At 63.6% G+C, this 22547-nt stretch carries 20 protein-coding genes; 17 read left to right on the top strand and 3 right to left on the bottom strand.

Annotated features, from left to right (window positions below; translation table 11 throughout):
• Positions 1-65: 65 nt before the first annotated feature.
• The 3 genes from RCF49_RS00470 to RCF49_RS00460 all read right to left on the bottom strand — a co-directional run bounded on the left by RCF49_RS00470 (position 66) and on the right by RCF49_RS00460 (position 2905).
• The gene (locus RCF49_RS00470; protein ID WP_342642088.1) at positions 66-1220 is read right to left on the bottom strand and encodes an acyl-CoA dehydrogenase family protein; all 1155 of its coding nucleotides are present in this window, start codon (positions 1218-1220) and stop codon (positions 66-68) included.
• A gap of 72 nt (positions 1221-1292) precedes the next feature.
• A complete protein-coding gene (locus tag RCF49_RS00465) occupies positions 1293-2069 on the bottom strand; it encodes an SDR family NAD(P)-dependent oxidoreductase (RefSeq protein ID WP_342644269.1) in 777 nt (258 codons plus the stop codon).
• A 44-nt stretch (positions 2070-2113) separates the two neighbouring features.
• Positions 2114-2905, bottom strand: a complete 792-nt coding sequence (locus RCF49_RS00460) for an enoyl-CoA hydratase-related protein (protein WP_342642087.1) — start codon at positions 2903-2905, stop codon at positions 2114-2116.
• Positions 2906-3224: 319 nt separating this feature from the next.
• Between RCF49_RS00460 and RCF49_RS00455 the strand changes: the two genes are divergently transcribed.
• The 17 genes from RCF49_RS00455 to RCF49_RS00375 all read left to right on the top strand — a co-directional run bounded on the left by RCF49_RS00455 (position 3225) and on the right by RCF49_RS00375 (position 22540).
• Complete coding sequence (locus RCF49_RS00455) at positions 3225-4454, top strand: ABC transporter substrate-binding protein (RefSeq protein WP_342642086.1); 1230 nt, start codon at positions 3225-3227, stop codon at positions 4452-4454.
• 69 nt (positions 4455-4523) lie between these two features.
• On the top strand, positions 4524-5399 hold the full coding sequence (locus RCF49_RS00450; RefSeq protein WP_342642085.1) for a branched-chain amino acid ABC transporter permease: 876 nt from the start codon (positions 4524-4526) through the stop codon (positions 5397-5399).
• 9 nt (positions 5400-5408) lie between these two features.
• The gene (locus RCF49_RS00445) at positions 5409-6398 is read left to right on the top strand and encodes a branched-chain amino acid ABC transporter permease (protein ID WP_342642084.1); all 990 of its coding nucleotides are present in this window, start codon (positions 5409-5411) and stop codon (positions 6396-6398) included.
• Positions 6395-7129, top strand: coding sequence for an ABC transporter ATP-binding protein (locus tag RCF49_RS00440; RefSeq protein ID WP_432807358.1), 735 nt, complete (start codon positions 6395-6397; stop codon positions 7127-7129). Before RCF49_RS00445 ends, RCF49_RS00440 begins: the two co-directional genes overlap by 4 nt.
• Entirely contained in the window at positions 7122-7871 is a 750-nt protein-coding gene (locus RCF49_RS00435) for an ABC transporter ATP-binding protein (protein ID WP_342642083.1), read from the top strand. The genes RCF49_RS00440 and RCF49_RS00435 overlap by 8 nt, the downstream gene beginning before the upstream one ends.
• Positions 7861-8667, top strand: coding sequence for an alpha/beta fold hydrolase (locus RCF49_RS00430; RefSeq protein WP_342642082.1), 807 nt, complete (start codon positions 7861-7863; stop codon positions 8665-8667). The genes RCF49_RS00435 and RCF49_RS00430 overlap by 11 nt, the downstream gene beginning before the upstream one ends.
• Positions 8664-9446 (top strand): enoyl-CoA hydratase/isomerase family protein, encoded by a 783-nt coding sequence (locus RCF49_RS00425; RefSeq protein WP_342642081.1) that lies wholly within the window; start codon positions 8664-8666, stop codon positions 9444-9446. Before RCF49_RS00430 ends, RCF49_RS00425 begins: the two co-directional genes overlap by 4 nt.
• 4 nt (positions 9447-9450) lie before the next feature.
• Positions 9451-10647 (top strand): CaiB/BaiF CoA transferase family protein, encoded by a 1197-nt coding sequence (locus RCF49_RS00420; protein ID WP_342642080.1) that lies wholly within the window; start codon positions 9451-9453, stop codon positions 10645-10647.
• Positions 10648-10668: 21 nt separating this feature from the next.
• Positions 10669-11838, top strand: coding sequence for an acyl-CoA dehydrogenase family protein (locus RCF49_RS00415; protein ID WP_342642079.1), 1170 nt, complete (start codon positions 10669-10671; stop codon positions 11836-11838).
• Positions 11835-13949, top strand: a complete 2115-nt coding sequence (locus tag RCF49_RS00410; RefSeq protein WP_342642078.1) for an acetate--CoA ligase family protein — start codon at positions 11835-11837, stop codon at positions 13947-13949. Before RCF49_RS00415 ends, RCF49_RS00410 begins: the two co-directional genes overlap by 4 nt.
• Positions 13946-15328 carry an MmgE/PrpD family protein gene (locus RCF49_RS00405; protein ID WP_342642077.1) on the top strand — a complete coding sequence of 461 codons (1383 nt, stop codon included), beginning with the start codon at positions 13946-13948 and terminating at the stop codon, positions 15326-15328. The genes RCF49_RS00410 and RCF49_RS00405 overlap by 4 nt, the downstream gene beginning before the upstream one ends.
• A complete protein-coding gene (locus tag RCF49_RS00400) occupies positions 15325-16560 on the top strand; it encodes an MFS transporter (protein WP_342642076.1) in 1236 nt (411 codons plus the stop codon). The genes RCF49_RS00405 and RCF49_RS00400 overlap by 4 nt, the downstream gene beginning before the upstream one ends.
• Before the next feature lie 11 nt (positions 16561-16571).
• Entirely contained in the window at positions 16572-17966 is a 1395-nt protein-coding gene (locus RCF49_RS00395) for an MmgE/PrpD family protein (RefSeq protein WP_342642075.1), read from the top strand.
• Positions 17963-18769 (top strand): enoyl-CoA hydratase/isomerase family protein, encoded by an 807-nt coding sequence (locus tag RCF49_RS00390; RefSeq protein ID WP_342642074.1) that lies wholly within the window; start codon positions 17963-17965, stop codon positions 18767-18769. The genes RCF49_RS00395 and RCF49_RS00390 overlap by 4 nt, the downstream gene beginning before the upstream one ends.
• Positions 18770-18890: 121 nt before the next feature.
• The gene (locus RCF49_RS00385) at positions 18891-19862 is read left to right on the top strand and encodes a LysR family transcriptional regulator (RefSeq protein WP_342642073.1); all 972 of its coding nucleotides are present in this window, start codon (positions 18891-18893) and stop codon (positions 19860-19862) included.
• Between the two features lie 168 nt (positions 19863-20030).
• The gene (locus RCF49_RS00380; protein WP_342642072.1) at positions 20031-21353 is read left to right on the top strand and encodes an amidase; all 1323 of its coding nucleotides are present in this window, start codon (positions 20031-20033) and stop codon (positions 21351-21353) included.
• Entirely contained in the window at positions 21350-22540 is a 1191-nt protein-coding gene (locus RCF49_RS00375; protein ID WP_342642071.1) for a CaiB/BaiF CoA transferase family protein, read from the top strand. The genes RCF49_RS00380 and RCF49_RS00375 overlap by 4 nt, the downstream gene beginning before the upstream one ends.
• The last annotated feature ends 7 nt before the right edge of the window (positions 22541-22547 follow it).

Here is a 22547-nt window from a genome sequence, read left to right as displayed (position 1 = left end):
CAAGGGAAGGGAAAATGCACCTCAATCTGCAATGCGCGCGGTGTAAGCATGACATAACACCACCTTCAGGCCCGGATGGCATCCAACCCGGTGAGATCGCGACCGGTGATCAGGGTCAGCACCTCATTCGTGCCATCGGGGATGGGAAGCATGCGGACGTCGCGATAGAGCTGCTCGAGCCCCGCCTCGCGGCTGATGCCCATGGCGCCATGCACATGCATGGCCAGGGACACCGCACGCTCGCAGGCACTGGTGGCGAAGCGCTTGGCCATGGCGGAGGTGCCATTGGCGCGACCGCCCTTGTCGATCGTGTCGAGGGCGTAATAGCAGAGCAGCCGGCTTGCCATCACATCGGCGGCAATATCGGCGATCCGTTCCTGGATCAGCTGCTTTGCGCCAATCGGGCCACCGAATTGGGTGCGGACCTTCGAATATTCTATTGCTGCATCCAATGCCTTTTGCCCCAAATTAACAGCCGCCAGACCGACCAGCGGGCGGTTGCCGTTCCAGGTGAGCGTCAGGATGCGCGCGGCGTCGCCACTCTCGCCCAAGGCATTCGCCTTGGGCACGCGGCATTCATTGAACAGGATCTCGGATAGATGGCCCTGGCGCAGACCCAGGGTCGCAATCTCGCGCGCCTCGTAAGGTGAGACCTCGCGCTCGACAACCACGCGGCGCATGATGTTGCCTCTGGGTCCCTGACCCGCCGAGCACGTGGCGATCATGACATCGCTGACGGTCCCATTGGTGATCCACATCTTGCGGCCGTCAATCACAAGGCCATCGGCCGTTTCTGTCAGACGGGTGCGCACGCCGCGCGGGTCCGACCCGGTGTCGGGCTCGGTGGTGCCGGTGCAGCAGATCTTCCTGCCGGCGATCAGCTCAGGGAGAAAGCGCGCGCGCTGCGCCTCGCTGCTGTCCGCATAGATGCGCGCGATCGTGCATTCATGCGAGAGGAGCGAAATGGCGAGCGCCGGCGGCAATTGCTCGAAGACGAGGCCATAATCGAGCATCTTCATGCCACTGCCGCCCGCTTCCACCGGCAGGCGCGGCGCGGTCAGGCCTTCGCGTGCGAAAATGGCGTAGACCTGAAGCATGGCAGGCTTGGGCAGCGGCCGATCGGGATCATTGGCCTGCAAGATCGGCATGATCTCTTCTTGGACCATGCGCCGGGCCGAGCGCTGCAGCATCATCTGTTCTTCAGTGAGTGAGAAATCCATCGGTCTAGGTCCCACCTGCTAGAGCGCTTTCGTCTTTCTCCGAACCGCGAAGCCGCTCTAAATTAGTTGCCACTAGGGCATCACAAAGCCGCCATTGACGCTGAGCACCTGGCCGGTGATCCAGGAGGCACGATCGCTTGCCAGGAAAACGATGGCCGAACCGATATCGTCGGGCTCGCCGATCCGGCCTGCGGGATACATCTTCAGGACCGTGTTCACGCGGCGGGCATATTTCTCGTCGCCCATCTGCGCGCGCAGGCTCTGCTCGCGCTCGAGCCGCAAAGGGGTGTTGGTGGCGCCGGGCGAGACCACGTTGAGGGTGATGCCGCTTTTACCCACCTCCTGGGCCACGGATTTCACCAGGGCGATCACGCCTGCCTTGGCGGCCGCATAATAGGAGAGGCGCGCCTGCCCCACCCGGGCAGAGTCGGAGGCGAGGCAGATCACCCGGCCATGCCCGCGCTCGACCATGCCCGGCAGAATATGGCGCAGGCAGAGCATCGGCCCCATAAGGCAGACATTCAGCATGCGCTGCCAATCCGCCTTGGATGACTCAAGGAAGAGCTTGTCGTCCAGCACTGCCGCGCTGTTGATGAAGATGTCGATCGGGCCGAGGCTCGCCTCCGCGGCAGAGACCATGGCGGTGACCTCCGCCTCGTCCGAAATATCGGCGCGAATGCCCTTGGCTTGCGTTCGATCAGACAATGATCGCGCCGCCTGCTCCGCCGCTTCGCCATTGATGTCGACCAGGGCGAGCTTGACCCCCTCTTGGGCCAGCAGTTCGGCAGCAGCAAAGCCGATACCGCGCGCGCCACCCGTGATCAGGGCGACCTTGCCTTCAAGACCCATCCTCACCTGTCGTCTCCTCCGCTTCTGTTATCCGGCCGAAGTGCTCATGCGCGGCGATATTTGCGGAAATTGGTCGGGCGCTTCTCAAGAAAGGCGGTGATGCCCTCCATGTTCTCCTCATTGCCGTAAATCGAGGCGAGGAGCTCAGCAGTCGGGAAGAACGAGCTGTAGAATTCCTGATCGGAGCCTGCATTGAGCGCGATCTTGGCGACACGGATGCTTTGCGGGCTCTTGTCCAGGATCGATTGGCAGAGCTCATCCACAACCCGGTCAAGATCCTCCACCGGGCAGACCTCGTTGATGAGGCCCATCTCCAGCGCCTGCTGGGCTGTGTATATCTTGCAGGTATAGAGCATCTCGCGGGCTTTGCGCTCACCCACATAGCGCGCCAGCAGCTGGCAGGCGCCCCAGATCGGGATGCTGCCCACGCGCGGGCCCACCTGGCCGAATTTCGAATCCTCGCTCGCGACGGTCAGATCACAGAAGACGTTGATCTCATTGCCGCTGCCCACACAGAAGCCACGCACCTTGGCGATGATGGGCTTGTCCATCATGCGCATGACCGACGAGAGCGCGAATAGCCGGCGCATATGCATGCGGCCCACATGGGGGTTGCGGCTCGACTGGTCGCGCACGTCACCGCCCGCACAAAAAGCCTTATCGCCCGCGCCGGTGATGACCACGACACCCACAGTCGGATCCTCCGCCGCGGTCTTGAACGCGTCGGTCAGCTCCTCGTAGGTCTTCGGCCGTACAGCATTGCGCACTTCCGGGCGATTGATGGTGATGGTCGCGATCCCGTCGCGCGCCTCGTATAGAATATCCTTGTACGACAATTGGTTACCTCCCTTGCTCTCGCCCGGTGCCCCTATGTGCAGGCCGGCCCGGTTGCGGGATGAGCTCACGTCCGAGCCTCAAGCCTATATCCGTCGCCGCCCGTTTGTCACCGGCAAAATTTCACTAGACGGATCTCGTTCCAAAATATACGCTTCATTTACTCGCCCGCCGACGCTCACCGCAGCGCGGCGCGCATCCGCTGCATCGGGCACGTTAATGATTGCGGGGACGATGAGGTCCTCAGAACTAACGAGAGCGCCCCCGGACGCAAGACTGTCAAAACTTGCGCCAACAACAAGTAGTGGGAGGGAAACAACAATGAAGAATTGGAGGGTGAGCCGGCGATTTGCTGTCGGACTTCTTCTCGCCACCGGATTATCGTTGGCGAGTGGTGGCGTTTCAGCAGTTTCAGCTCAGGATGTTATCAAGATCGGCGTGCCGATGGAGCTCAGCGGCAAGTTCGTCGCCTATGGTGTTCCCGGCAAACGCGGGGTCGAAATGGCGGCAGCCATATTCGGCGACAAGGTGGGCGACAAGACGGTTCAGTTCATCTATCGCGACGTGCAGTCGGAAGCCCAATCCACGGTCTCGACCGTCAACGAGCTCGTCAATGTTGAAAAGGTCGATTTCATGATCGGCCCGGTCGGCAGCCCAATCGTTGCCGCCGCCATCCCGCCCTGGCAGCAGGGAAAGCCCGTCTGGATCGTGAATGGCTCATCCAGCACCAAGCTCGAGGAGGTGGTGGGCCAGGAAGACAATTTCTTCCACACCTATCCGTATGCCTATCACTATCACACGAGCGAGGCGGCCGCCCTCAAGCATTATCTGGGGGAAGGCAAGAAGGTCGCCGTCATCTATTCGGATGACAATTATGGCCGTACCCATTTGCCCTATGTGAAGCAATTCTATGGTGACCTCGGCTATGAGATCGTCGCGGAGGAGATGGTGCGCGCCAATGCCACGGACATGAATCCGGCGCTCACAAAGATCGCCCGCTTCAAGCCCGACATCCTGGTGGGCCTCGTGCAAACGACGGATGCGATCACGCTGGCCAAGCAGGTGCATACTCGCAAGCTCGATGTGCCCTATCTCGTGGGCACCGCCTATACCCAGCTCAATGAGTGGCAAGAGGCGGTGGGCGATGCCCAGGAAGGCTGGCTCGGCGTCACCACCTATCTCCCCGGCGTCGATCATCCCGCCAATCCGGATTATCCAAAGCTCTTCCCGAAGACGTCCGAATGGGAGCAAGCGTTCCGCGAGCGTTACAACACGGAGCCGGACTTTCTCGATATCGGCCATTACGCCGCGATGGGGATGCTGCTGATCGCGCTCGACAAAGCGGGGGGCGATAAGGTCAAGGCGGCCGAAGAACTGCGGAAGATGAATATCCAGACGGTGAACGGACGCGGTCAGTTCAAGCCCACGGGGTTTGGCACCAAGCAACAGGCCTTCACCGACATGATCGTGTTCCAGCGCCAGGGCGGCAAGAACGTGGTCCTGTGGCCGCTGGAAGCCGCGAAGGGTGAGCTGAAGCCGGTCACGCGCTGACCACCGATCGCAATGGGGGCACGGGCAAGTCCCGCGCCTCCAGCGGCAGCATGAACTGCAGGAGCCGGCATGGATTTCCTCGGTCAATTCCTGGTCGATGCGATGCTTCTGGGTGGCATCTATACCCTGATGGTGGTCGGCCTCTCCTTGAGCTTCGGGATTATCCGCATCATCAATTTCGCCCATGGCGAGGCGATCATGCTGGGCGCCTATGCCTCATTCTGGGCATTGACCCTCTTGGGGCTCGACCCGCTGCTGGCGCTGCCCCTGATCATGATTGCCGGCATGGTCGTCGGCCTTGCCATCTATAAGGTCAGCATCAAGCGGGTGCTGGCTGCTCCGCATATCAACCAGATCCTGCTGACCTTCGGCATTGGGCTCATCCTGCAGAACCTGGCGCTGATGTCCTGGACGGCCGACGAGCGCTCGGTCAACCCGCCTTATGCCTTCGAGTCGATGATGGTGGGCGATATCAGCATCTCCACAGCCCGGCTGATCGCCTTTGCCGTGGCGGCGGTGCTGGTGATCGGGCTGTTCCTGTGGCTCAGACATACGGAGCTTGGTCGCGCGAGCCGGGCCCTTGCGGAAAATGGCGATGCCGCGGTGCTCATGGGCATCAATGTCAGCCAGGTCTATGGCATCGTGTTCGGCATCAGCGCTGCGCTCGGGGCCGCCACGGGCGTGCTCATGAGCTTCATCGGCGCCATCTCACCCTTCATGGGCTTCCATATGCTGGTGAAGGGTTTCGCCATCATCATTCTCGGCGGTCTTGGCAGTATCGTCGGCTCGGTGCTCGGCGCCTTCGTGCTCGCCTTCGCGGAGACATGGGTCGCCTATTACGTGCCGGGCGGTGCCGGCTGGTCAGAGGGCGTGGCCTTCGCCCTTCTCTTTCTCATCCTCATCCTCAGACCACGCGGCCTGCTCGGCCAAGCGGTTGAAGAATAGGAGATGCCCATGTTCCGCGATTTCCGCATCATGGTGCCCCTGCTCTTCGCTGTGGCGCTGATCGCATCGCCCTTCGTCGGCTCGCCGCAAGTCAGTGACTGGCTGTTCCGCGTATCAACGCTGATCATGCTGGCGGTCAGCTGGAATCTCATGGCCAATGCCGGCCTGATCTCGCTCGGCCATTCCGCCTTCTGGGGGGTTGGCAGCTATGCGGCGATCCTCAGCGCGAACGCGTTCAATCTCCCCCTGGTGGCAAGCCTGGTGGTGGCGGTGCTGTTCGGTACATTGCTGGGCTTGTTTCTGGCGGTGACCACGGGTCGGCTGCGCGGCATCTTCTTTGCCATCGCCACGCTTGCCCTGTCGGAAGGCTTGCGCATCACCGCGTTCATGACACCGGATGTCACCGGGGGCGCCGTGGGTCTGTTCCTCAATCAGAGCCTCAGGCCCAGCAGCACCTTTCTCTATCTGATCGGTGCGATCGGAGCGGTCGCGACGGTGATACTTGCCTATCTCATCTCCATCTCGCGCTTCCATTTCGCCTGCCGCGCCATGCGCAACAATGAGGGCGCGGCGCAGATGCTCGGGGTCAATCCCTACCGCTACCGGCTGATGCTGCTCGCCATATCGGGCGCCATCGCATCCTGCGCGGGCGGGATCAATGCCTGGTATGGCGGCTATCTCGACCCGGAGGTCGGCTTCAGCCTGCATTTCACCATCCTCTCGCAAATCGCACCCATTCTCGGCGGCATCCATACGCTCGCCGGACCGGTGATCGGCTCATTCGCCATCGTCGCGATCTCGGAAGGATCCCGCATCCTGTTCGGCCAGCAGGAAGGCTTCAGCCAGCTCGTCTATGGATTGGTGCTGGTGATCGGCATCCTGTTCATGCCGCGCGGCATCTGGGGGGCGCTGCGTTCGGCAGGCACATGGTTTCGCGGAGCACCGCAGCAACCCAGGCGGCTCGCCGTTCCGGACCCACGGGCGGAGGTGAAGCCATGAGCCCGCTTCTTTCCATGCGCAATGTGAAGGCCGGCTATGCCGGAGCGCTGGCGCTCGAAAATATCTCGATCGATGTCAATGAAGGCGAGGTCGTCTGCCTGCTGGGGGCCAATGGCGCGGGCAAGACCACGGTCATGGCGGTGCTGACGGGGCTGATCCCAGCCATGGCGGGCCAGGTGACCTTCGATGGGCGGGACCTCCTGGCCATGCCAAGCTACGAGCGGGTCAAGGCGGGGCTTGCCCTCTCGCCCGAGGGGCGCAAGGTCTTTCCCAATCTCACCGTCCACGAGAACCTTATGCTCGGCTCCTATAATCAGCGCGCACGCGCGGGGCGAGTGGCCAAGCTGGATGAAGTGTTTGACCTGTTCCCGCGCCTGGTGGAGCGACGCGATCAGAAGGCGGGGCTCATGTCGGGCGGCGAGCAGCAGATGCTGGCGATCGGCCGGGCGATGATGGCCAATCCACGGCTGTTGCTGCTGGATGAGCCATCGCTTGGGCTGGCTCCGAAGATCGTGCAGCTCGTGTTCTCGGCCATCCGCCAGATCGCCCGCGGAAACACCACCATTCTGCTGGTCGAGCAGAATACCCGCGCCGCTCTCAGTGTGGCCAATCGGGGCTATGTGATCTCCGGCGGCAATATCGTGTTCGCAGCCAGCGCCAAGGAGCTCAAGAGCTCGGCATTGGTGCAGGAGGCTTTCATCGGCAGCGACCGGGAGATCTTGCATGCTTGAGCTCGCCAAAGTCACGAAGCGCTTCGGCGGGCTCGTTGCCATCTCGGCGCTCGACCAGAGCGTCCAGCGCAACGAGTTCCTCGGCATCATCGGGCCGAATGGCGCGGGCAAGACCACGCTGCTCAATCTGATCACCGGCTATATGCGCCCCTCCTCCGGCTCGATCCGGCTCGAGGGCCGCGACATCAACGGGTTGCCGCCCTATGCGGTGTGCCGGCTCGGCATCGGCCGCACCTTCCAGGTGGTGCGGCCATTCCCGGAAATGTCGGTGCTCGACAATGTAGCAACTGGCGCTCTCTTTGCCTCAGGCGAAGCGCGCAGCGTCGCCGAGGGGCGCAAGCTCGCGCAGCGGCCGTTGGAGCTCGCAGGGCTCTGGGAGCTGCGCGACATGCCCGCGTCAGCCCTCACCATCGGCAACAAGAAGAGGCTGGAACTCGCCCGGGCGCTCGCCACCGGGCCGAAGCTGCTGCTGCTTGACGAAGTCATGGCCGGGCTCGCGCGCGGCGAGGTCGACGAGCTGGTCAAGACCCTGCGGCTGGTCCATGCGGATGGCATCACCATCTGCATGATCGAGCATCTGGTGCATGTGATCCTGCAGCTCTCGCAACGGGTGATGGTCTTGAATTTCGGGGAGAAGATCGCCGATGGCCCGCCGGAGGAGGTCATCAAGAACCCGCTCGTGATCGAATCCTATCTGGGCCGGCCACTCGAAGATGAGCAGGAGGACGAGCATGCAGCCTGATCGCGCCGCGCTCCAATCCACCCTGCCGCCGCTCGCATGCAGCAGCGAGGGCGAAGGCCCTTCCCTGCTGCTGCTGCATGGAGGTGCAGGCTCGCGCACGCATTGGTGCCGGAATATTCCGGCACTGGCCCGGCACTTCACCGTCCATGCCTTCGATCTGCCGGGCTATGGCGCATCGCCGAACGTGCCGAAGACACTCACGCCGGATGATTATCTCGACTGGGTGGCGGATGCTGCGGCAGACCTAGATGACCGGATCGATATCGCCGGCTTCAGTTTCGGTGGCGTGGTGGCGGCCGGCATCGCGGCAAGGCTTGGCCGCAAGGTCCGCAGGCTGTCGCTGATCGGGCCAGGCGGCTTCGGCAATCCAGTTGGCCGATCAATCCCGCTCAGGCGCATGCCCGGGCCTGATGCTGGCGAAGCTGAGCGCCGGCTAGTCATTGCCTACAATCTCGGGCAATGGATGCTGAGCCGGGCGCCTGAGCCTTCCGACCCTGTTATCGATCTGCAATGGGACAATATCCGGCGCACCCGTTTCGACAGCCGCACGGTCTCGCTGCGGGAGAGCATCACCGCTGATCTTTCCCGCGCCACGTGTCCCGTACAGCTGATCTGGGGCGAGAAGGACCCGCTCGCCTATCCCTCGATCGCCGCCCGAACCGCGCTTTGCCAGGCGGTGCGCCCTGACATCCGCGTCAGCATCGTGCCGCAAGCGGGCCACTGGGCCCAGTTCGAGGCGGCCGATCCTGTCAATTCACTGCTGATTGCGTTTCACGCCGAGGAGACCCTTGCATGAGCTACGAAACCATCCTGACAGACCGAGATGGGTCATCCTTCGTCATTACTCTCAATCGCCCGCAGCGACGCAATGCCGTCAGTCTCCAGGCCATGGACGAGATCATGGCGGCCTGCAAGGAGGCAGACTCAGATGACGCTATTCGGGCGGTGATCATCACCGGAGGCATGGACTATTTCTCGGCGGGCGCTGATCTCAACGAGGCGCGGGCGATCAAAGGGCCGAAGCAGGGCATTGCCTATTTCAATTCCTGGCACCGGCTGAACGAGAGTCTGGAAATGCTGGGCAAGCCGGTGATCGCCGCGATCGAGGGCTTCTGCATGACCGGCGGCTTGGAGCTCGCGCTTGCCTGCGACCTCAGGGTTGCAGCGGAAGGGGCAAGCTTTGCCATCACCAGCTCCAAAATTGGCACTGTGGCCGGCGCCGGTGGCACGCAGCGGCTGCCGCGCATCGTGGGGCAGGCCAAGGCGCTCGAGCTTCTGTTTGCGGCCGATCCGATCGATGCCAGGGAAGCCCATCGGATTGGTTTGATCAATCGCCTCACGCCGAAAGGCGGCGCGCTCGCCGAAGCCAAGGCCATGATCAAGGTCTATGAGCAGCGGGCACCGTTGAGCCTCGCCTTCGTCAAGCGCGTGGTCAATCGCGGCATGCAGATGGACCTTGCCTCGGCCATCGAATTCGAAACCTTCCTGGTCACCACCATCTACGGCACAGAGGATCGGCTGGAAGGGATCGGGGCCTTCCTCGAGAAGCGGCCGGCGCAGTTCAAAGGTCGCTGAGCCCATGCCTGCTCGCGCCAGCCTTCCCTTATCCGAGATCAAGATCCTCGATTTCAGCCGGCTTCTGCCGGGGCCCTGGTGCACGCAGCTCTTGGGGGATCTGGGCGCCGAGGTGATCAAGGTCGAAAATCCGGAGGGTGGCGATCCGAGCCGCCATAACCCACCGCTCTACCGGGAGATGTCGGCCTATTTCGCCAGCGTGAATGGCAATAAGAGCTCGCTGACGCTCAATCTGCAGGCACCAGGCGCACGCGAGGTTCTGGAGCGGCTGGTTCATTGGGCTGACGTGGTGGTGGAAAGCTTCAGCGTGGGAGCGGCCGCGCGGCTGGGGGTTGATTACGAGAGTCTTCGCGCGCTGAAGCCATCGCTCATCTATTGCTCCTTGTCAGGCTTCGGCCAGAGCGGGCCGCTCGCCCAGGTGCCGGGCCATGATCTGGTGATCCAGGCCGCCTGCGGCAATCTCAATGCGGCGCCCGAGACCATGCCTTCCTTTCAGGCCGGTGATTTCGCGGCCGCCAGCATGGCCGCGATCGGCATTCTCTCGGCCATTCGCCGGCGCGACCGGAGTGGTGAAGGCGCCTATCTCGACATCGCCATGTATGACAGCCTCATGGCCATGGGCAATATTGCCTTAGGACCGGCCTTGTCGCGGGCCGGCGGTGGCACAGGACTGCCCGTGGTGCAGGTGTGGGGCAGCAATCCGCGCTATAATCTCTATCGCAGCCGCGATGGAAAGCCGGTGGCGGTGTGCCTGCTCGAAGCCCGGCTTTGGCGCAAGTTCTGCGAGGTCATCGGCCGCGCCGATCTCATCTTCCATGATGAAACCGCCGCGGACCGCCATTCCGACCATGGGACGCGGGGTGCGCTCTATCGCGAGGGCATCAGCGCGTTCTGCGCGGCCCATGACCGGGACGAGCTCGTGGCGCTCATGGCAGAGCATGATCTTCCGGTGATGGCCGTTCATTCCGGCGATGAAGCGCTCGCGCACCGCCATACCCAGGCGCGAGGCCTGGTGCGGCGCATCGAGCATCCGCAGGAAGTTGAGATACCGGAGCTTGTGAACCCGCTGCACCCGACCGGCTTGGTGCGCGAGAGACGCAAGCCTGCTCCGATGCTTGGGGCCGATACGGATGACGTTTTGGAAATGCTGGGCTATGGGCCCGAGGACCGACGCGCCCTGCGCGCCGCCCAAGTGGTGTAGCCGCATGGCTGTGGAGGCGTGATGGATTTCAATCTGAACGAGGACCAGCGGATCTTCTGCAATGCGGTTCAGGCGCTGGCCGAGCGGCATCTGAGTGCTGGTGCCTTGCAGCGCGCCCATAGTGGCGATTATCCCTGGGACGTGGCCCGCCTCTTTTCTGAAAACGGGCTGATCGGCATCACGGTCGATGAGGCTGACGGAGGCGTGGGCGGCAAGCTCATGGACGCGGTGCTGGCGATCGAGCAGGTGGCGAGCGTCTGTCCGCGCAGCGCCGATGTGGTTCAGGCCGGCAATTTCGGCGCGATCCGGGTGCTGGCCCAATTCGGCTCGCCCGCGCAGAAGGAAAAATATCTGACACCCCTGCTCAAGGGCGCCGGGGTTATTTCAGTCGCGATGACCGAACCTGGCGCGGGCTCCGCCGTCACCGAGCTGACCACAACCGCCACGCCGGATGGCGAGGGCTTCCGTGTCAATGGCAGCAAGGTGTTCACCACACACGGGGTGCATGCGACCGTGTTCCTGGTCTATCTGCGCTTCGGACCGGGTGTTGGCGGGATCGGTTCGGTGCTCATTCCGCGAACCGCCGAAGGCTTCAACTTCGGCCAGCGCTCGCGCTTTCTGTCGGGTGAGGATTGGAACGCGCTCTATTTCGACAATGTGTTCGTGCCCAAGGAAGACGTCGTCCTCGGGCCGGGCGGCTTCAAGAAGCAGATCTCCGCATTCAATGTGGAGCGGCTCGGCAACAGCGCCCGTTCGCTTGCCCTTGGCCGGCATGCCTTCACCCTGGCCAGAGCGCACGCGCTCACCCGCGAGCAGTTCGGCCGGCCGCTCTGCGACTTCCAAGGCCTGCAATGGAAATTCGCCAATATGAAAATCGCACTGGATAGTGCGCAATTGCTGCTCTACCGCGCGGCGACGAATGCCGATCGCGGCTTTCCCTCGCCGGAAGAGACGGCCATTGCCAAGGCCGCCTGCAACCGGGCCGGCTTCGATGCCGCGAACGAGTCCATGCAGATCATGGGGGGCATGGGCTATAGCGAGGAAACGCTGGTCGAATACTGCTTCCGGCGCACCCGCGGCTGGATGATCGCCGGGGGCACCACGGAAATCCTGCTCAACCGCATCGCCGAGCATGTGTTCGACCGCACCTTCTCGCAGCGGCCCCCGCGCGTGGAGGCGAGACCCGCATGATCGTCGAGATGAACATCGCCCGCGCCCTGTTCGCCCCGCGCAGTGTGGCGCTGATCGGCGCGTCCGCCGACGAGAACAAGCATACGTCCCTCCCGCAGCGCTATCTCAAGCAGCATGGCTATACGGGCGAGGTCTATCCGATCAATCCGCGCCGGTCGGAGATCATGGGGGTTCCCGCCTTCCCCGCCGTGACCGAGGTCGGCCAGCCGATCGATCATGCCTTCATCATGGTCGCGGCCGAGCAGGTGCCCGAGATCATCGATGATTGCTGCCGGGCGGGAGTGCGTTGCGCGACGCTTCTGAGCGCGGGCTTCAGCGAGGTCGGCGCTCACGGTCGCAAGCTGCAGGAGCGCATCGTGGATATGGCTCGCGATGGCAATCTGCGATTGGTGGGGCCAAACAGCCTCGGCATGGTCAACCTGCCGGCGGGCATCGTGCTCACGGCCAATGAAGTTCTGTCTCTGCCCAAGTTGCCGGTCGGACGCAATGGCTTGATTTCTCAAAGCGGCAGCCTGCTTGGCGCGCTGATCTCCCGTGGCATGGGTCGCGGCATCGGCTTCTCCAAGATGGTGTCGGTGGGCAATGAAGCCGACCTCAGCGCGGGTGAGATCGGTGCCATGCTGGTCGATGATCCGGAGACCGACGCGATCCTCCTGTTCCTAGAAACCATCCGCAAACCGGAGGCGCTGAGGGCGATGGCCGCGCGGGCACATGAGGTCGGCAAGCCGGTGATCGCGTTCCGGCTCGGGCGCAGCCCCTTGGGCGAGCAGCTCGCCATGTCCCATACGGGCGCGCTCAGTGCCAATGGAGCGGCGGTCGATGCCTTCCTTGCCGATATCGGCGTCGTCTGCGTCAGCCAGCTCGAAACTCTCATAGAGATCGCACCGCTGATGGTCGGACGCAAGCCGTCGCGGGGCAAGCGTATCGCGGTCATGAGCACCACGGGCGGCGGTGGTGGTCTCATCGTCGACAGCCTGTCGGCGCGCGGGGTCGAGGTGGTCGCCCCAAGCGAGAAGCTGGTCGAAGGGCTGAAAGCGAAAGGTGTCACGATCGGAAAGTCGCCGCTCATCGATCTCACCCTGGCCGGCACGCGTGCCGATACCTATGGCACGGTGCTCGATGCGCTGCTCACCTCCGATCATTGTGACGGGGTGGTTGCCGTGGTTGGCTCTTCCTCCGAGTTCCGGCCAGATCGGGCGGTGCAACCGATCCTCGAATCCGGTTGGCGTGATAACAAGCCTCTCGCCGTGTTTCTCACCCCCCAGGCGGATCGCTCCCACGCTTTGCTCAATTCCCGCGGCATTGCGACGTTCCGCACGCCCGAAAGCTGCGCTGATGCAATTCACGCGCTGGTGGAATGGCGCTCACCGCGCGCGCTGCCCTCGCGGGGTGCCTTAGTCGCCGCAGCCGAGATGCTGTTGGCTGGGCATGAGCCCGGCACCGTTGCGCCAAGCCTCGCGGCAAAGGTGTTCGATGCGCTTGGCGTGCCACAGCCACGGGAGGTCCTGCTGCCGGTCGATGGTCATCTCAGGCCAGAGCAGCTCCCCTCAGACCTCACCTACCCGGTCGTTGCGAAAATCGTCTCAAGCGATATCGCGCATAAGACGGATGCGGGCGGCGTTATGCTCGGCATTGCGGATCCGGACGAGCTCTGCCAGGCGATCGCGACAATGGTCGCAACAGTGCGGCAACGAATGCCTAAGGCACGTCTTCAGGCCATCCAGGTGCAGGCACAGGAGCACGGCCTTGCGGAAGCCTTGGTCGGCTATCTCAACGATCCCCTGGTGGGCCCCGTGGTTACGCTGAGCACCGGCGGCGTGCTTACCGAAATCTATCGCGATTTCGCCATACGGCCGGCTCCGGTGGATGAGGCAGAGGCGCTGGAAATGATCGGGGAGATCAAAGGGCTGGCGCCGGTACGAGGCTATCGCGGATTGCCGCGCGGTGATCTTGCAGCCCTCGCCCGGGCCATCGTCGCCATTTCCCAGCTTGCCCAGGTGAAGGCACCTTCCGTTTTGGAAGCGGAGATCAATCCGATCCTCATTCGGAAAGAGGGCGAGGGCATCGTCGCGCTTGATGCCTTTCTCACGGTCGGGAGCCATACAGAATGAGGGGACCGACGGCCGCCTTCGCGCGATTTGCGTCCCGGCTCGCTTACGAGGATATGAGCGCGGATGAGCGCCATGCCACCGGCAGGCATCTCATCGATACGCTGGGGGCCATGATTGCGGGGGCGAATGGAGCGGTGGCGCGCATCGCTCGCGAGCTGATGCAGGATCTAGGGCGCGGAGGCGAGGTTCCCGTGCCGGCTATGGCCGGGCGTTTCGACCCGCTCACCGCCGCCTGGCTCGGGGGTGCAAGCGCCCATGGGCTTGAGATCGATGACGGCTATCGGGCCGGCTCGGTCCATCCGGGCGCGGTGGTGGTGCCAGCGGTGCTGGCAGCCGCCTATGGCCGGGCCGTTGATGGCAAGCGCCTGTCAGCCGCCATTGCGGTTGGCTATGAAGTCTCAACGCGACTTGCGGAGGCCATGCATCCGGCCTCGCGGCATCGCGGTTTCCACAACACGCCGATCGTCGGAGTGATGGCCGCAGCGGCGGCCGTCGGCAGGCTGCGCGGGCTTGATCCAGACAAAATCCAGCAAGCATTCGGCATCGCGGCAAGCTCGGCGGCCGGTCTGTTCGCCTTTCTGCACGGAGGTGGTGAGATCAAGCGATTGCATGCGGGCTTTGCCGCGCGGGAGGGCCTGACCGCGGCCCTCCTTGCCGAACGGGGCATGACCGGCCCGCGCGGGGCCTTCGAGGTCGAGGAAGGCTTCTTTCACGCCTATAGCGGCATCCCGGTGCCTGATACATTGACGGATGATCTTTGGCCGCGGGCGGCGAGGCCGCTCAACATCACCCGCTGCTATGTGAAGCCCTATGCATGCTGCCGGCATATCCACCCGGCGATCGATGCGGTGCTCGATGTGATGCGCAGCGAAGGTGTCCATGGCGATGCCATCGCGCGTGTCGCTTGCGGCACCTATGGGATTGCGGAGAAACATGCCCATGGCAGCTGGCAAGACATGGCATCCGCGCAGCTCAGCTATCAGTACTGCGTGGCGGCCTCCATGCGCCATGGCGATCTGTCGATCCACCGCTTCGATGACGAGAACCTGAAGGATCCCCTCACCAATGATTATTGCCGGCGCATCGAGGTCAGCGTCGATGAGGACTGCCAAAAGAGCTACCCTGCCCTGCGTTCAGCCAAGGTGACCGTTTTCCTGCGTGATGGCCGCGAGGTCTTCCGTTATATCGACGAGCCCAGCGGCTCGGCGCGACACCCCATGTCGGATGACGCGCTCAAGGCGAAATATCTCGATCTCGCTCGCCCGGTGGTGGGCGGGGAGCGTGCGGAGCAGGTATTGACGCTGATCGATCATCTCGCGGAACTTGCGGCGATAGACCCGATGCTCGACACGCTCGCAGGCGAGAGGACATCTGCATGACTGCACCGGCCCCGCGTGCGGTCGTGCTGTTCGTGCTGGCTGCGACCACGGCCATGCAGGCCTTGGCCGCCAACAGCCTGTTCATCATTCCGACGATCGCACCCCGGATTGCAGCAGCGGTGGAGATACCCGGCGCGCTTGTCGGATATCAGGTTAGTCTCGTCTATCTCGGCGCCACTGTCATGTCGGTCATGGCCGGCTCGCTCTCTACCATGTGGGGACCGATCAGGGCGAGCCAGCTCAGCCTCGGGCTCGGGATGGCCGGGCTTCTTCTTTCGACCATTCCATGGCTGCCGAGCCTGGCGCTCGCGTCCTTCGTGATCGGCCTGGGCTATGGCCTCATCAATCCGCCATCAGGTGATCTTCTGAACCGGGTGTCGAGCCCAAGGCTGCGCAGCCTGCTCTTCTCCATCAAGCAAACCGCGGTGCCGCTGGGCGGCATTCTGGCGGGGCTCATCGGACCGCCGATTGCCTTGCGCTATGGCTGGCAATCGGCGCTGATCGTCGGCGCCAGCCTTTCCCTTACATGCATTGTGCTGCTCGAGGCCTATGCCAAGCGCTTTGCCAGCACGCGCGACCGCAGCTTGCGGCTCCGGGATAACCCGCTGCGGGATGTCACACTGGTCTGGAGCGCGCGCGTCTTGCGCTGGATCACGCTGTCGGGCTTCTGCTTTGCCGCGGTGCAGTTCACGCTCACGACCTATCTCGTCACCTTGTTGGTCGAGGATGTCGGGTTAGGACTGGTCGCGGCCGGTATAGGCTTTTCGGTCTTCCAGCTTTCGGCCGTCATCGGGCGGCTGAGCTGGGGCTTTCTCGCCGGCTTCACCAGTTCGGGGCTCAAGGTGCTGGCGATCGCCTATTGCGTATCGCTCGTTGCGATCATGCCGCTGATCTTCATGACCATGCAGTGGTCGCTCGGCGTGATTTATGCCTGCCTTGCGCTGCTGGGGGCGTCAGGGGCAGCCTGGAACGGCATTTTCGTGAGCGAGATCGTCTCGCTCGCGCGACCCGAGGATGCGGCGCGCGCGATTGGGGGTGCCTTCGTCTTCACCTTTGCCGGCGCGCTGATCGGCCCCTCGAGCTTCGCCCTCGTGCATGGCTGGGTCGGGCTTTACACCCATACGACCGCGCTCATCGCCCTGTTTGCCGTGCTCGGGTGCCTCTCATGCCTTTATGCGGCCGGCACGCGCCGGCTGCAGCATCCGATCCAAGAACCACAAAGCCTTGCCTGAGGAGGAGACCCATGGACCTGTCGCGGTGCTTGGCTGAAGAACTCATCGCCCTCACCTTCGACGACCTCTCGACTGAGGATGTGGGGCAGGTGAAGCGGCTGATGCTCGATTATTTCGGGGTCGCCTATGGCGGCATCGCCCTGCCCTGGGCAGTTGCCTTGCGCAATTGGGCGGATCGGTTCGCTGGAACTGGCCGAGCGGGCCTGCTCGGCTCGTCCAAGCGGGTTGCACCGCATATCGCAGCGCTCGTCAATGGCGCGACGGCCCATGGCTATGAGCTCGATGATACCCATGATGCCTCGACCAGCCATCCGGGTGCGGTGGTCATCTCGGCCGCCATGGCGGTCGCCGCGGAGCAGGCTGCCACGGGGCGCGAGGTGATCGCGGCGATCGTCGCAGGCTATGAAGCGATGGCGCGAATCGGGATCGCCGCCAATGCACCGGAGGGCATGGAGTTCGGCTATCATCCCACGGCCATTCTCGGCGGCTTCGGTGCGGCCGCAGCTGCCGCGAAGCTCATGCGCCTCGATACAGATGGGCTGCTCACCGCGTGGGGTCACATGCTCTCGCTCACCGGGGGCTCGATGCAGTTCTCGGATGAGCCCAATGGCACGATGGTGAAGCGCTGCCACGCCGGCTATGGCGCACAGAATGGGGTGCTTGCCGCCGAGCTGGCAGCGCATGGCATTAGCGCTCCGCAGCGGGCGATCGATGGCAAATATGGCTATATCGCGCTTTATGGAAAACACCCGCGCCCTGAGCGCCTGCGCGGCACGGGGGCCCCTCGCGAGATCCACCGCATCAGCCTCAAGCCCTATTCCTGCTGCCGCCTGTTCCATTCGCTCATCGATGGCTTGGGCGAGGTGACCGGGGGCTATAAGACCGATCTTCAAGAGATCCGCCGGATCCATGTGCGGGGCCCGCGGGTCGTGCCCGAGCAGCATATGCTCAGGCGCCCGACCTCGGTCATGGCCGCGCAATACAGCCTGCCTTTCGTCGTCGGGGCGACGCTTGCCTTCGGACCGCGACGCTATGATGCCTACAGGGAAGAGAATCTTGCCGCCCCAGCCATATTGGAGCTTGCGGACAAGGTCGAGGCCTCGGCCGATCCGGAGATCGAGGCGCATTTCCCCGAGCATTTCGGCACCGGCGTCGACATCACCCTTCGGGATGGCACGATCCGATCGGCGACCGTGCTCGACAGTATCGGCACGCCGGCCCGTCCCATGTCGGTCGAAGATATCCGGGCGAAAGCCCGCGGCTTGATCGCGCAAGCCGATCCCGGTTTCCATATCGGGGCTTTGGAAGATGCCCTATGGTCGCTTGGCGATGCTGCGGATCCTTCCGCGGTCACATCGCTGGTCATGAGGGAGCCAGGCCTGCCTGAGCAACAGAGAGGCGGATGAGTAACAGAAGCATCACCGAGCCCGGCGAAGATGATCCGGCTTGCTGCGTCATGCAGCAGAATGGCACGACGCTGATCTGGCTCAACGAGCCCAAGCGGCGCAATGCCCTGTCGCAGGCCCTTCGCGACATCCTCATTCCGGCGATGAGCGCGGCGATGGAGGATCCATCAACCCGCACCATCATTCTCGCGGGCAGCGGCGGGTGCTTTTGCGCTGGCGGCGACCTCGCCGGATTGCGCAACCAGACCCCAGCCGGGGCACATCGCCGGATGCGCGCAAGCCATAGCCTTATCCGGACGATCCAGACGGGCCCAAAGCCCATCATTGCGGCGGTGGAAGGCTGGGCCGCGGGCGCTGGCGCATCGCTTGCGGCCGCCTGCGATATTGTCATTGCCGCCGCGGATGCCCGCTTTGCATTGCCGTTCGGAAAGGTGGGGCTCGCGCCTGACTTGGGCGCCCTCCACACGCTGCCCGCCCGGATCGGGATCGGGCGGACACGCTTGCTCGCCATCACGGGGCGAAGCTTCTCTGCCGAAGAGGCGCTGCAATGGGGGCTCGTCGAAGAGATCGCACCAGCCGGCCAGGCGGTCATGCAGGCGATGGCCATGGCCGAAGAGATCAACAAGACTGCGCCGATCGCCCTCGCGGCGACAAAGCAGCTGCTCGCCCGCTATCCAAGCTCGCTCGATGAGCTTCTGGCCGCGGAAGAGAATACCCAGGCGGTCTTGTTCCTCACCGAGGATTTCGAAGAAGGCGCCAAAGCGTTCCTCGAGAAGCGGAAGCCCCAGTTCAGGGGCGAGTGACAGCCCGATGGGCAGTAAACAATTTGCAATGGATCCGGTGGCGAATGGACCATGAGCGCTTTCATCTTGCACGGCCGATGCCGGCCTGCTGATCTGAGCGCGGGCCACAAGAGAACCGGACATGCTTCATCACGATCTGCAAAGCCTGCGCATCTTCCTCATGGCCTGTGAGTTGCGGAGCATCAGCAAGGCCGCCGAGCGGCTGAATGTTGCGCTCTCGGCGGCAAGCCGGCGGCTCAGCCTCCTCGAGCAAGAGCTCGGCACGGCGCTCGTCATCCGCCGTCCGCACGGGATCGAGCCGACCGCGGCGGGCGTCACCATGATGAATTATGCGCGTGATGTGCTCCGGCTCGGCGATAGCCTCGAAATGAGGCTTGAGGAACATCGCTCCGGCATCCGGGGCTATGTCCGTGTTTCCGCATCAAGCTCGGTGCTGGTGCAACGGCTGGCGCGGGATCTTTCGCAATTCGTGCAGGATAATCCGCAGATCAAGGTCAATCTCGAAGAGCGCCCCAGCGAAGCGACCGTCTTTGCGGTTCTCAGCAAACAGGCCGATCTCGGGGTCATCGTGCGGGACAGTCCGGTCGACGGGCTCAGAATCATCGACTATTCCGGGGACCGGCTGGCGGTTGCCGTGCCTGCGGACCACCGGTTCAGCCAATATCCGGCGCTGCGATATTCTGACATTCTCGACGAGGACATGGTGGCCCTCGAAAGCGGCACGGCCACGCATCGGCTTTTGTCGATGCGGGCCAACGAGCTCGGCCGGCCAATGAAAGTGCGCGTGCAGGTGCGCAGTTTCGAAGTCATGTGCCTGATGATCAAGCAGGGCCTGGGTATTGGCATCCTCCCTGAGCTCGCAGCCCGTCCCCTCTCGGAAGCGCTCGACATCCGCCTCGTCACTCTCGCCGAGCCTTGGGCAAGGCGCGAATATGCGATCTGCGTGCGGGCGCTCGAAGCGCTCGAAGCACCAGGCAGCCGCCTCGTCGAATTCCTGACCTCCTCTGCGGCCAGGGATGCCGAAATGGAAGAAATCAGGTCTATGACGAAGCGCCGCGCACGGCGGCAGCCGGAGCAATCGCGCGCCGGCTGATTTCGACATTTGCGAAATCAGCATCTTCGAAATTGTCATTCCCGGGGTTTCTCCCACCGTCTATCGTCGGTCACAGCAGGCGCGCCCTGCCCTTGTCGTTTGCTCCCGCCGGTCATGGCCGCAGCAGCCTGCAGCCCTGCCGGCGCTTTAGGCTGTCCATTGCTGCCCATGGCTCTGCTGGAACACTTTCCGGATTGGATTTCGCTTTCGCCGAAAGAGCGTGCCGGCGCGGCCGAGGGCTGCCGCGAGCGATTGGCGCGGATCGGGCGCTCGCTCAATGCGGTTGCGACCATTGTCGAGGCGCCATGCGAGGCCGGCGGCGCGCTCGGCGGCCTTCCCTACGTGGCCAAGGACATGATCGCGACGGGCATCTCGGCACCGAGCTGGGGATGCCGCATTCCCCTCTCCTTCATCCCCAAGCCGGCCTTGGTCATTCAGCAGCTTTCCGCAGCCGGAGCCTGCCTGATCGGTGCGGCGGAGATGACGGAGCTTGCCTATGAGCCCTCGGGCGTCAATGTGGCACGCGGGCATGTCCGCAATCCCTGGAATTTCGACCATGTGCCCGGTGGCTCGTCCAGCGGCTCGGCAGCCCTGGTTGCAGCAGGCTGCGCCTTCGCGGCGCTAGGGTCGGACACGGGCGGCTCCGTCCGCATTCCCGCCCATTGCTGTGGGATCACGGCGCTCAAGCCCAGCTGGGGCGCGATCGCGGTCGAGGGTACCATGCCGCTCGCCCCAAGCCTCGACACCATTGGGTTGATGGCCCGCAGCGCAGCTGATCTGTCCTTGATCTGGTCCGCGCTATCGGGTCCGGTCGCACCGGTCATCATAGAAGGCATCGCAGCCGTGGTGCTGGAGGATGCGTTTGTCGCCAGTGATCCCGAAATCGCCCGGATCTGCCGTGCCGCTGTGAGCAAACTCGCAGAGCTTGGCATCGATCTGCAAGAGCGGACGGGCTTTCCCCAGGAGGCCGACGAGCGCGCGCTTCTGGTGCTGCAGGCCGAAGCCGCACGTAGCCATCGCGAGCATCTGGAAGACGAGCGGCTCGATCCCATGCTCAGCAAGCGGCTGCGCAAGGGGCTTACCATCGGGGATGACGCACTAGCCACCGCCCTTGCAGAGCGCGAACCGCTCCGGACGGCATTCCTCAGCGACCTGCTCGGGACGGCGCGCTTGGCAATCACACCCGTCATGCCGATCCCGACCCCACGCGTCGCCGAGGTCGACCCCGCCTCCCCCGCATTCAATCCGCGGACGCTTTATGCGCTCAGCCGCTTCACGCGCTTCGTCAATTATCTGGGGCTTCCGGCTCTCGCCCTGCCGGCGGGCTTCGACCAACGCGGGATGCCGGTTAATCTGCAGATCATCGGGCATCCCAGAAGCGAGGCTTTGCTGCTGGCGGTCGGCGCGGCGCTGCAGAATGAAACCGATTGGCACGGCCGTATGCCCACCGCCATTCGTGACGTCATGATCGAAGAAGGGATACGTGCGTGACACGTTCCAAAGCTTCCGCCCTCAGTAATCTGCGCATCCTTGATCTCACCCGCGTGCGAGCGGGGCCGACCTGCTGCCGGATCTTCGCAGATTTCGGTGCTGACGTGATCAAGATCGAGGCCCCTCCCGGTGTTGACCCGAACGAGGGCATGAGCGGGGCGCGCAACGGCTCCGACATGCTCAACCTGCATCGCAACAAGCGCTCGCTCACACTCAATCTGAAGACGCCGGAGGGGCTTGCGATCTTCAAGCAGCTGGTCGCCACCGCCGATGTGGTGGTGGAGAATTACCGGCCCGACGTGAAGCACCGGCTGGGCATTGCCTATGATGATCTCAAGGCGATCAACCCCCGGATCATTCTTGCATCCATTTCAGGTTTTGGTGAAACGGGCCCGTATCGGACCCGAGCCGGGTTCGACCAAATCGCGCAAGGGATGGGTGGCCTGATGTGGGTCACGGGGCTGCCCGGACAAGGACCGGTGCGGGCAGGCATCGCCGTTGCCGACAGCTCGGCCGGGCTTTTTGCCGCGATCGGCATTCTGGTTGCCCTTCAGGAGCGGGCACGCTCGGGCGAAGGGCAATGGGTGCGCTCCTCGCTCCTGCAGGCGCAGATCGCCATGATGGATTTCCAGGCGGCGCGCTATCTGGTGGATGGCATTGTGCCCCAACAGGCGGGGAATGATCATCCCTATTCGACGCCGATGGGTGTGGTGCGCACGGCGGACGGCTTCATCAATATCGCGGTCGGCGGGCAAGGCCAATGGAAGGCCTTCTGTACGGCGATTGGGCATGCCGAGATGCAGGATCATCCGGATTACGCCACCCAGGAGCTCAGGCTCAAGAACCGGCCAGCGCTCAATGCGCGGCTCGCCGAGATCTTCGCCACCCGCAGCTCGGCGGAATGGCTTGATGCGCTCGAGCAGGCGGGGGTGCCGGCCGGCCCGATCTACAAAATGGACGAGGTGTTCGCCGATCCGCAGGTTGAACATCTCGGCATGGCCGTGCCCGTCTCCGACGAAGAGGGCGGACGTGTCAGGCTCGTCGGACAGCCGGTTGAGCTTTCGCGAACCCCGGCGGCCATTGATCACCTGCTGCCCGAACCGGGCGCCGATAACGAGGACATCCTGAGAGAGATCGGGCTCGATGACGCAAAGATCGCGATGCTGCGCCGGGAACGGGTGATCTAGCCCGGCA

The sequence above is a fragment of the Rhodoligotrophos sp. CJ14 genome, assembly GCF_038811545.1.
Classification (GTDB): Bacteria; Pseudomonadota; Alphaproteobacteria; order Rhizobiales; family Im1; genus Rhodoligotrophos; species Rhodoligotrophos ferricapiens.
The sequence above is the reverse complement of the archived record's forward strand: the minus strand, read 5'-3'. Positions and strand labels throughout refer to the sequence as shown.

What these genes read in the sequence shown, in the direction of transcription:
- RCF49_RS00470 (WP_342642088.1), bottom strand. Translation starts at nt 1,220, where the DNA reads ATGGATTTCTCACTCACTGAAGAACAGATGATGCTGCAGCGCTCGGCC.
- RCF49_RS00465 (WP_342644269.1), bottom strand. Translation starts at nt 2,069, where the DNA reads ATGGGTCTTGAAGGCAAGGTCGCCCTGATCACGGGTGGCGCGCGCGGT.
- RCF49_RS00455 (WP_342642086.1), top strand. Translation starts at nt 3,225, where the DNA reads ATGAAGAATTGGAGGGTGAGCCGGCGATTTGCTGTCGGACTTCTTCTC.
- RCF49_RS00450 (WP_342642085.1), top strand. Translation starts at nt 4,524, where the DNA reads ATGGATTTCCTCGGTCAATTCCTGGTCGATGCGATGCTTCTGGGTGGC.
- RCF49_RS00445 (WP_342642084.1), top strand. Translation starts at nt 5,409, where the DNA reads ATGTTCCGCGATTTCCGCATCATGGTGCCCCTGCTCTTCGCTGTGGCG.
- RCF49_RS00440 (WP_432807358.1), top strand. Translation starts at nt 6,395, where the DNA reads ATGAGCCCGCTTCTTTCCATGCGCAATGTGAAGGCCGGCTATGCCGGA.
- RCF49_RS00435 (WP_342642083.1), top strand. Translation starts at nt 7,122, where the DNA reads ATGCTTGAGCTCGCCAAAGTCACGAAGCGCTTCGGCGGGCTCGTTGCC.
- RCF49_RS00430 (WP_342642082.1), top strand. Translation starts at nt 7,861, where the DNA reads ATGCAGCCTGATCGCGCCGCGCTCCAATCCACCCTGCCGCCGCTCGCA.
- RCF49_RS00425 (WP_342642081.1), top strand. Translation starts at nt 8,664, where the DNA reads ATGAGCTACGAAACCATCCTGACAGACCGAGATGGGTCATCCTTCGTC.
- RCF49_RS00420 (WP_342642080.1), top strand. Translation starts at nt 9,451, where the DNA reads ATGCCTGCTCGCGCCAGCCTTCCCTTATCCGAGATCAAGATCCTCGAT.
- RCF49_RS00415 (WP_342642079.1), top strand. Translation starts at nt 10,669, where the DNA reads ATGGATTTCAATCTGAACGAGGACCAGCGGATCTTCTGCAATGCGGTT.
- RCF49_RS00410 (WP_342642078.1), top strand. Translation starts at nt 11,835, where the DNA reads ATGATCGTCGAGATGAACATCGCCCGCGCCCTGTTCGCCCCGCGCAGT.
- RCF49_RS00405 (WP_342642077.1), top strand. Translation starts at nt 13,946, where the DNA reads ATGAGGGGACCGACGGCCGCCTTCGCGCGATTTGCGTCCCGGCTCGCT.
- RCF49_RS00400 (WP_342642076.1), top strand. Translation starts at nt 15,325, where the DNA reads ATGACTGCACCGGCCCCGCGTGCGGTCGTGCTGTTCGTGCTGGCTGCG.
- RCF49_RS00395 (WP_342642075.1), top strand. Translation starts at nt 16,572, where the DNA reads ATGGACCTGTCGCGGTGCTTGGCTGAAGAACTCATCGCCCTCACCTTC.
- RCF49_RS00390 (WP_342642074.1), top strand. Translation starts at nt 17,963, where the DNA reads ATGAGTAACAGAAGCATCACCGAGCCCGGCGAAGATGATCCGGCTTGC.
- RCF49_RS00385 (WP_342642073.1), top strand. Translation starts at nt 18,891, where the DNA reads ATGCTTCATCACGATCTGCAAAGCCTGCGCATCTTCCTCATGGCCTGT.
- RCF49_RS00380 (WP_342642072.1), top strand. Translation starts at nt 20,031, where the DNA reads ATGGCTCTGCTGGAACACTTTCCGGATTGGATTTCGCTTTCGCCGAAA.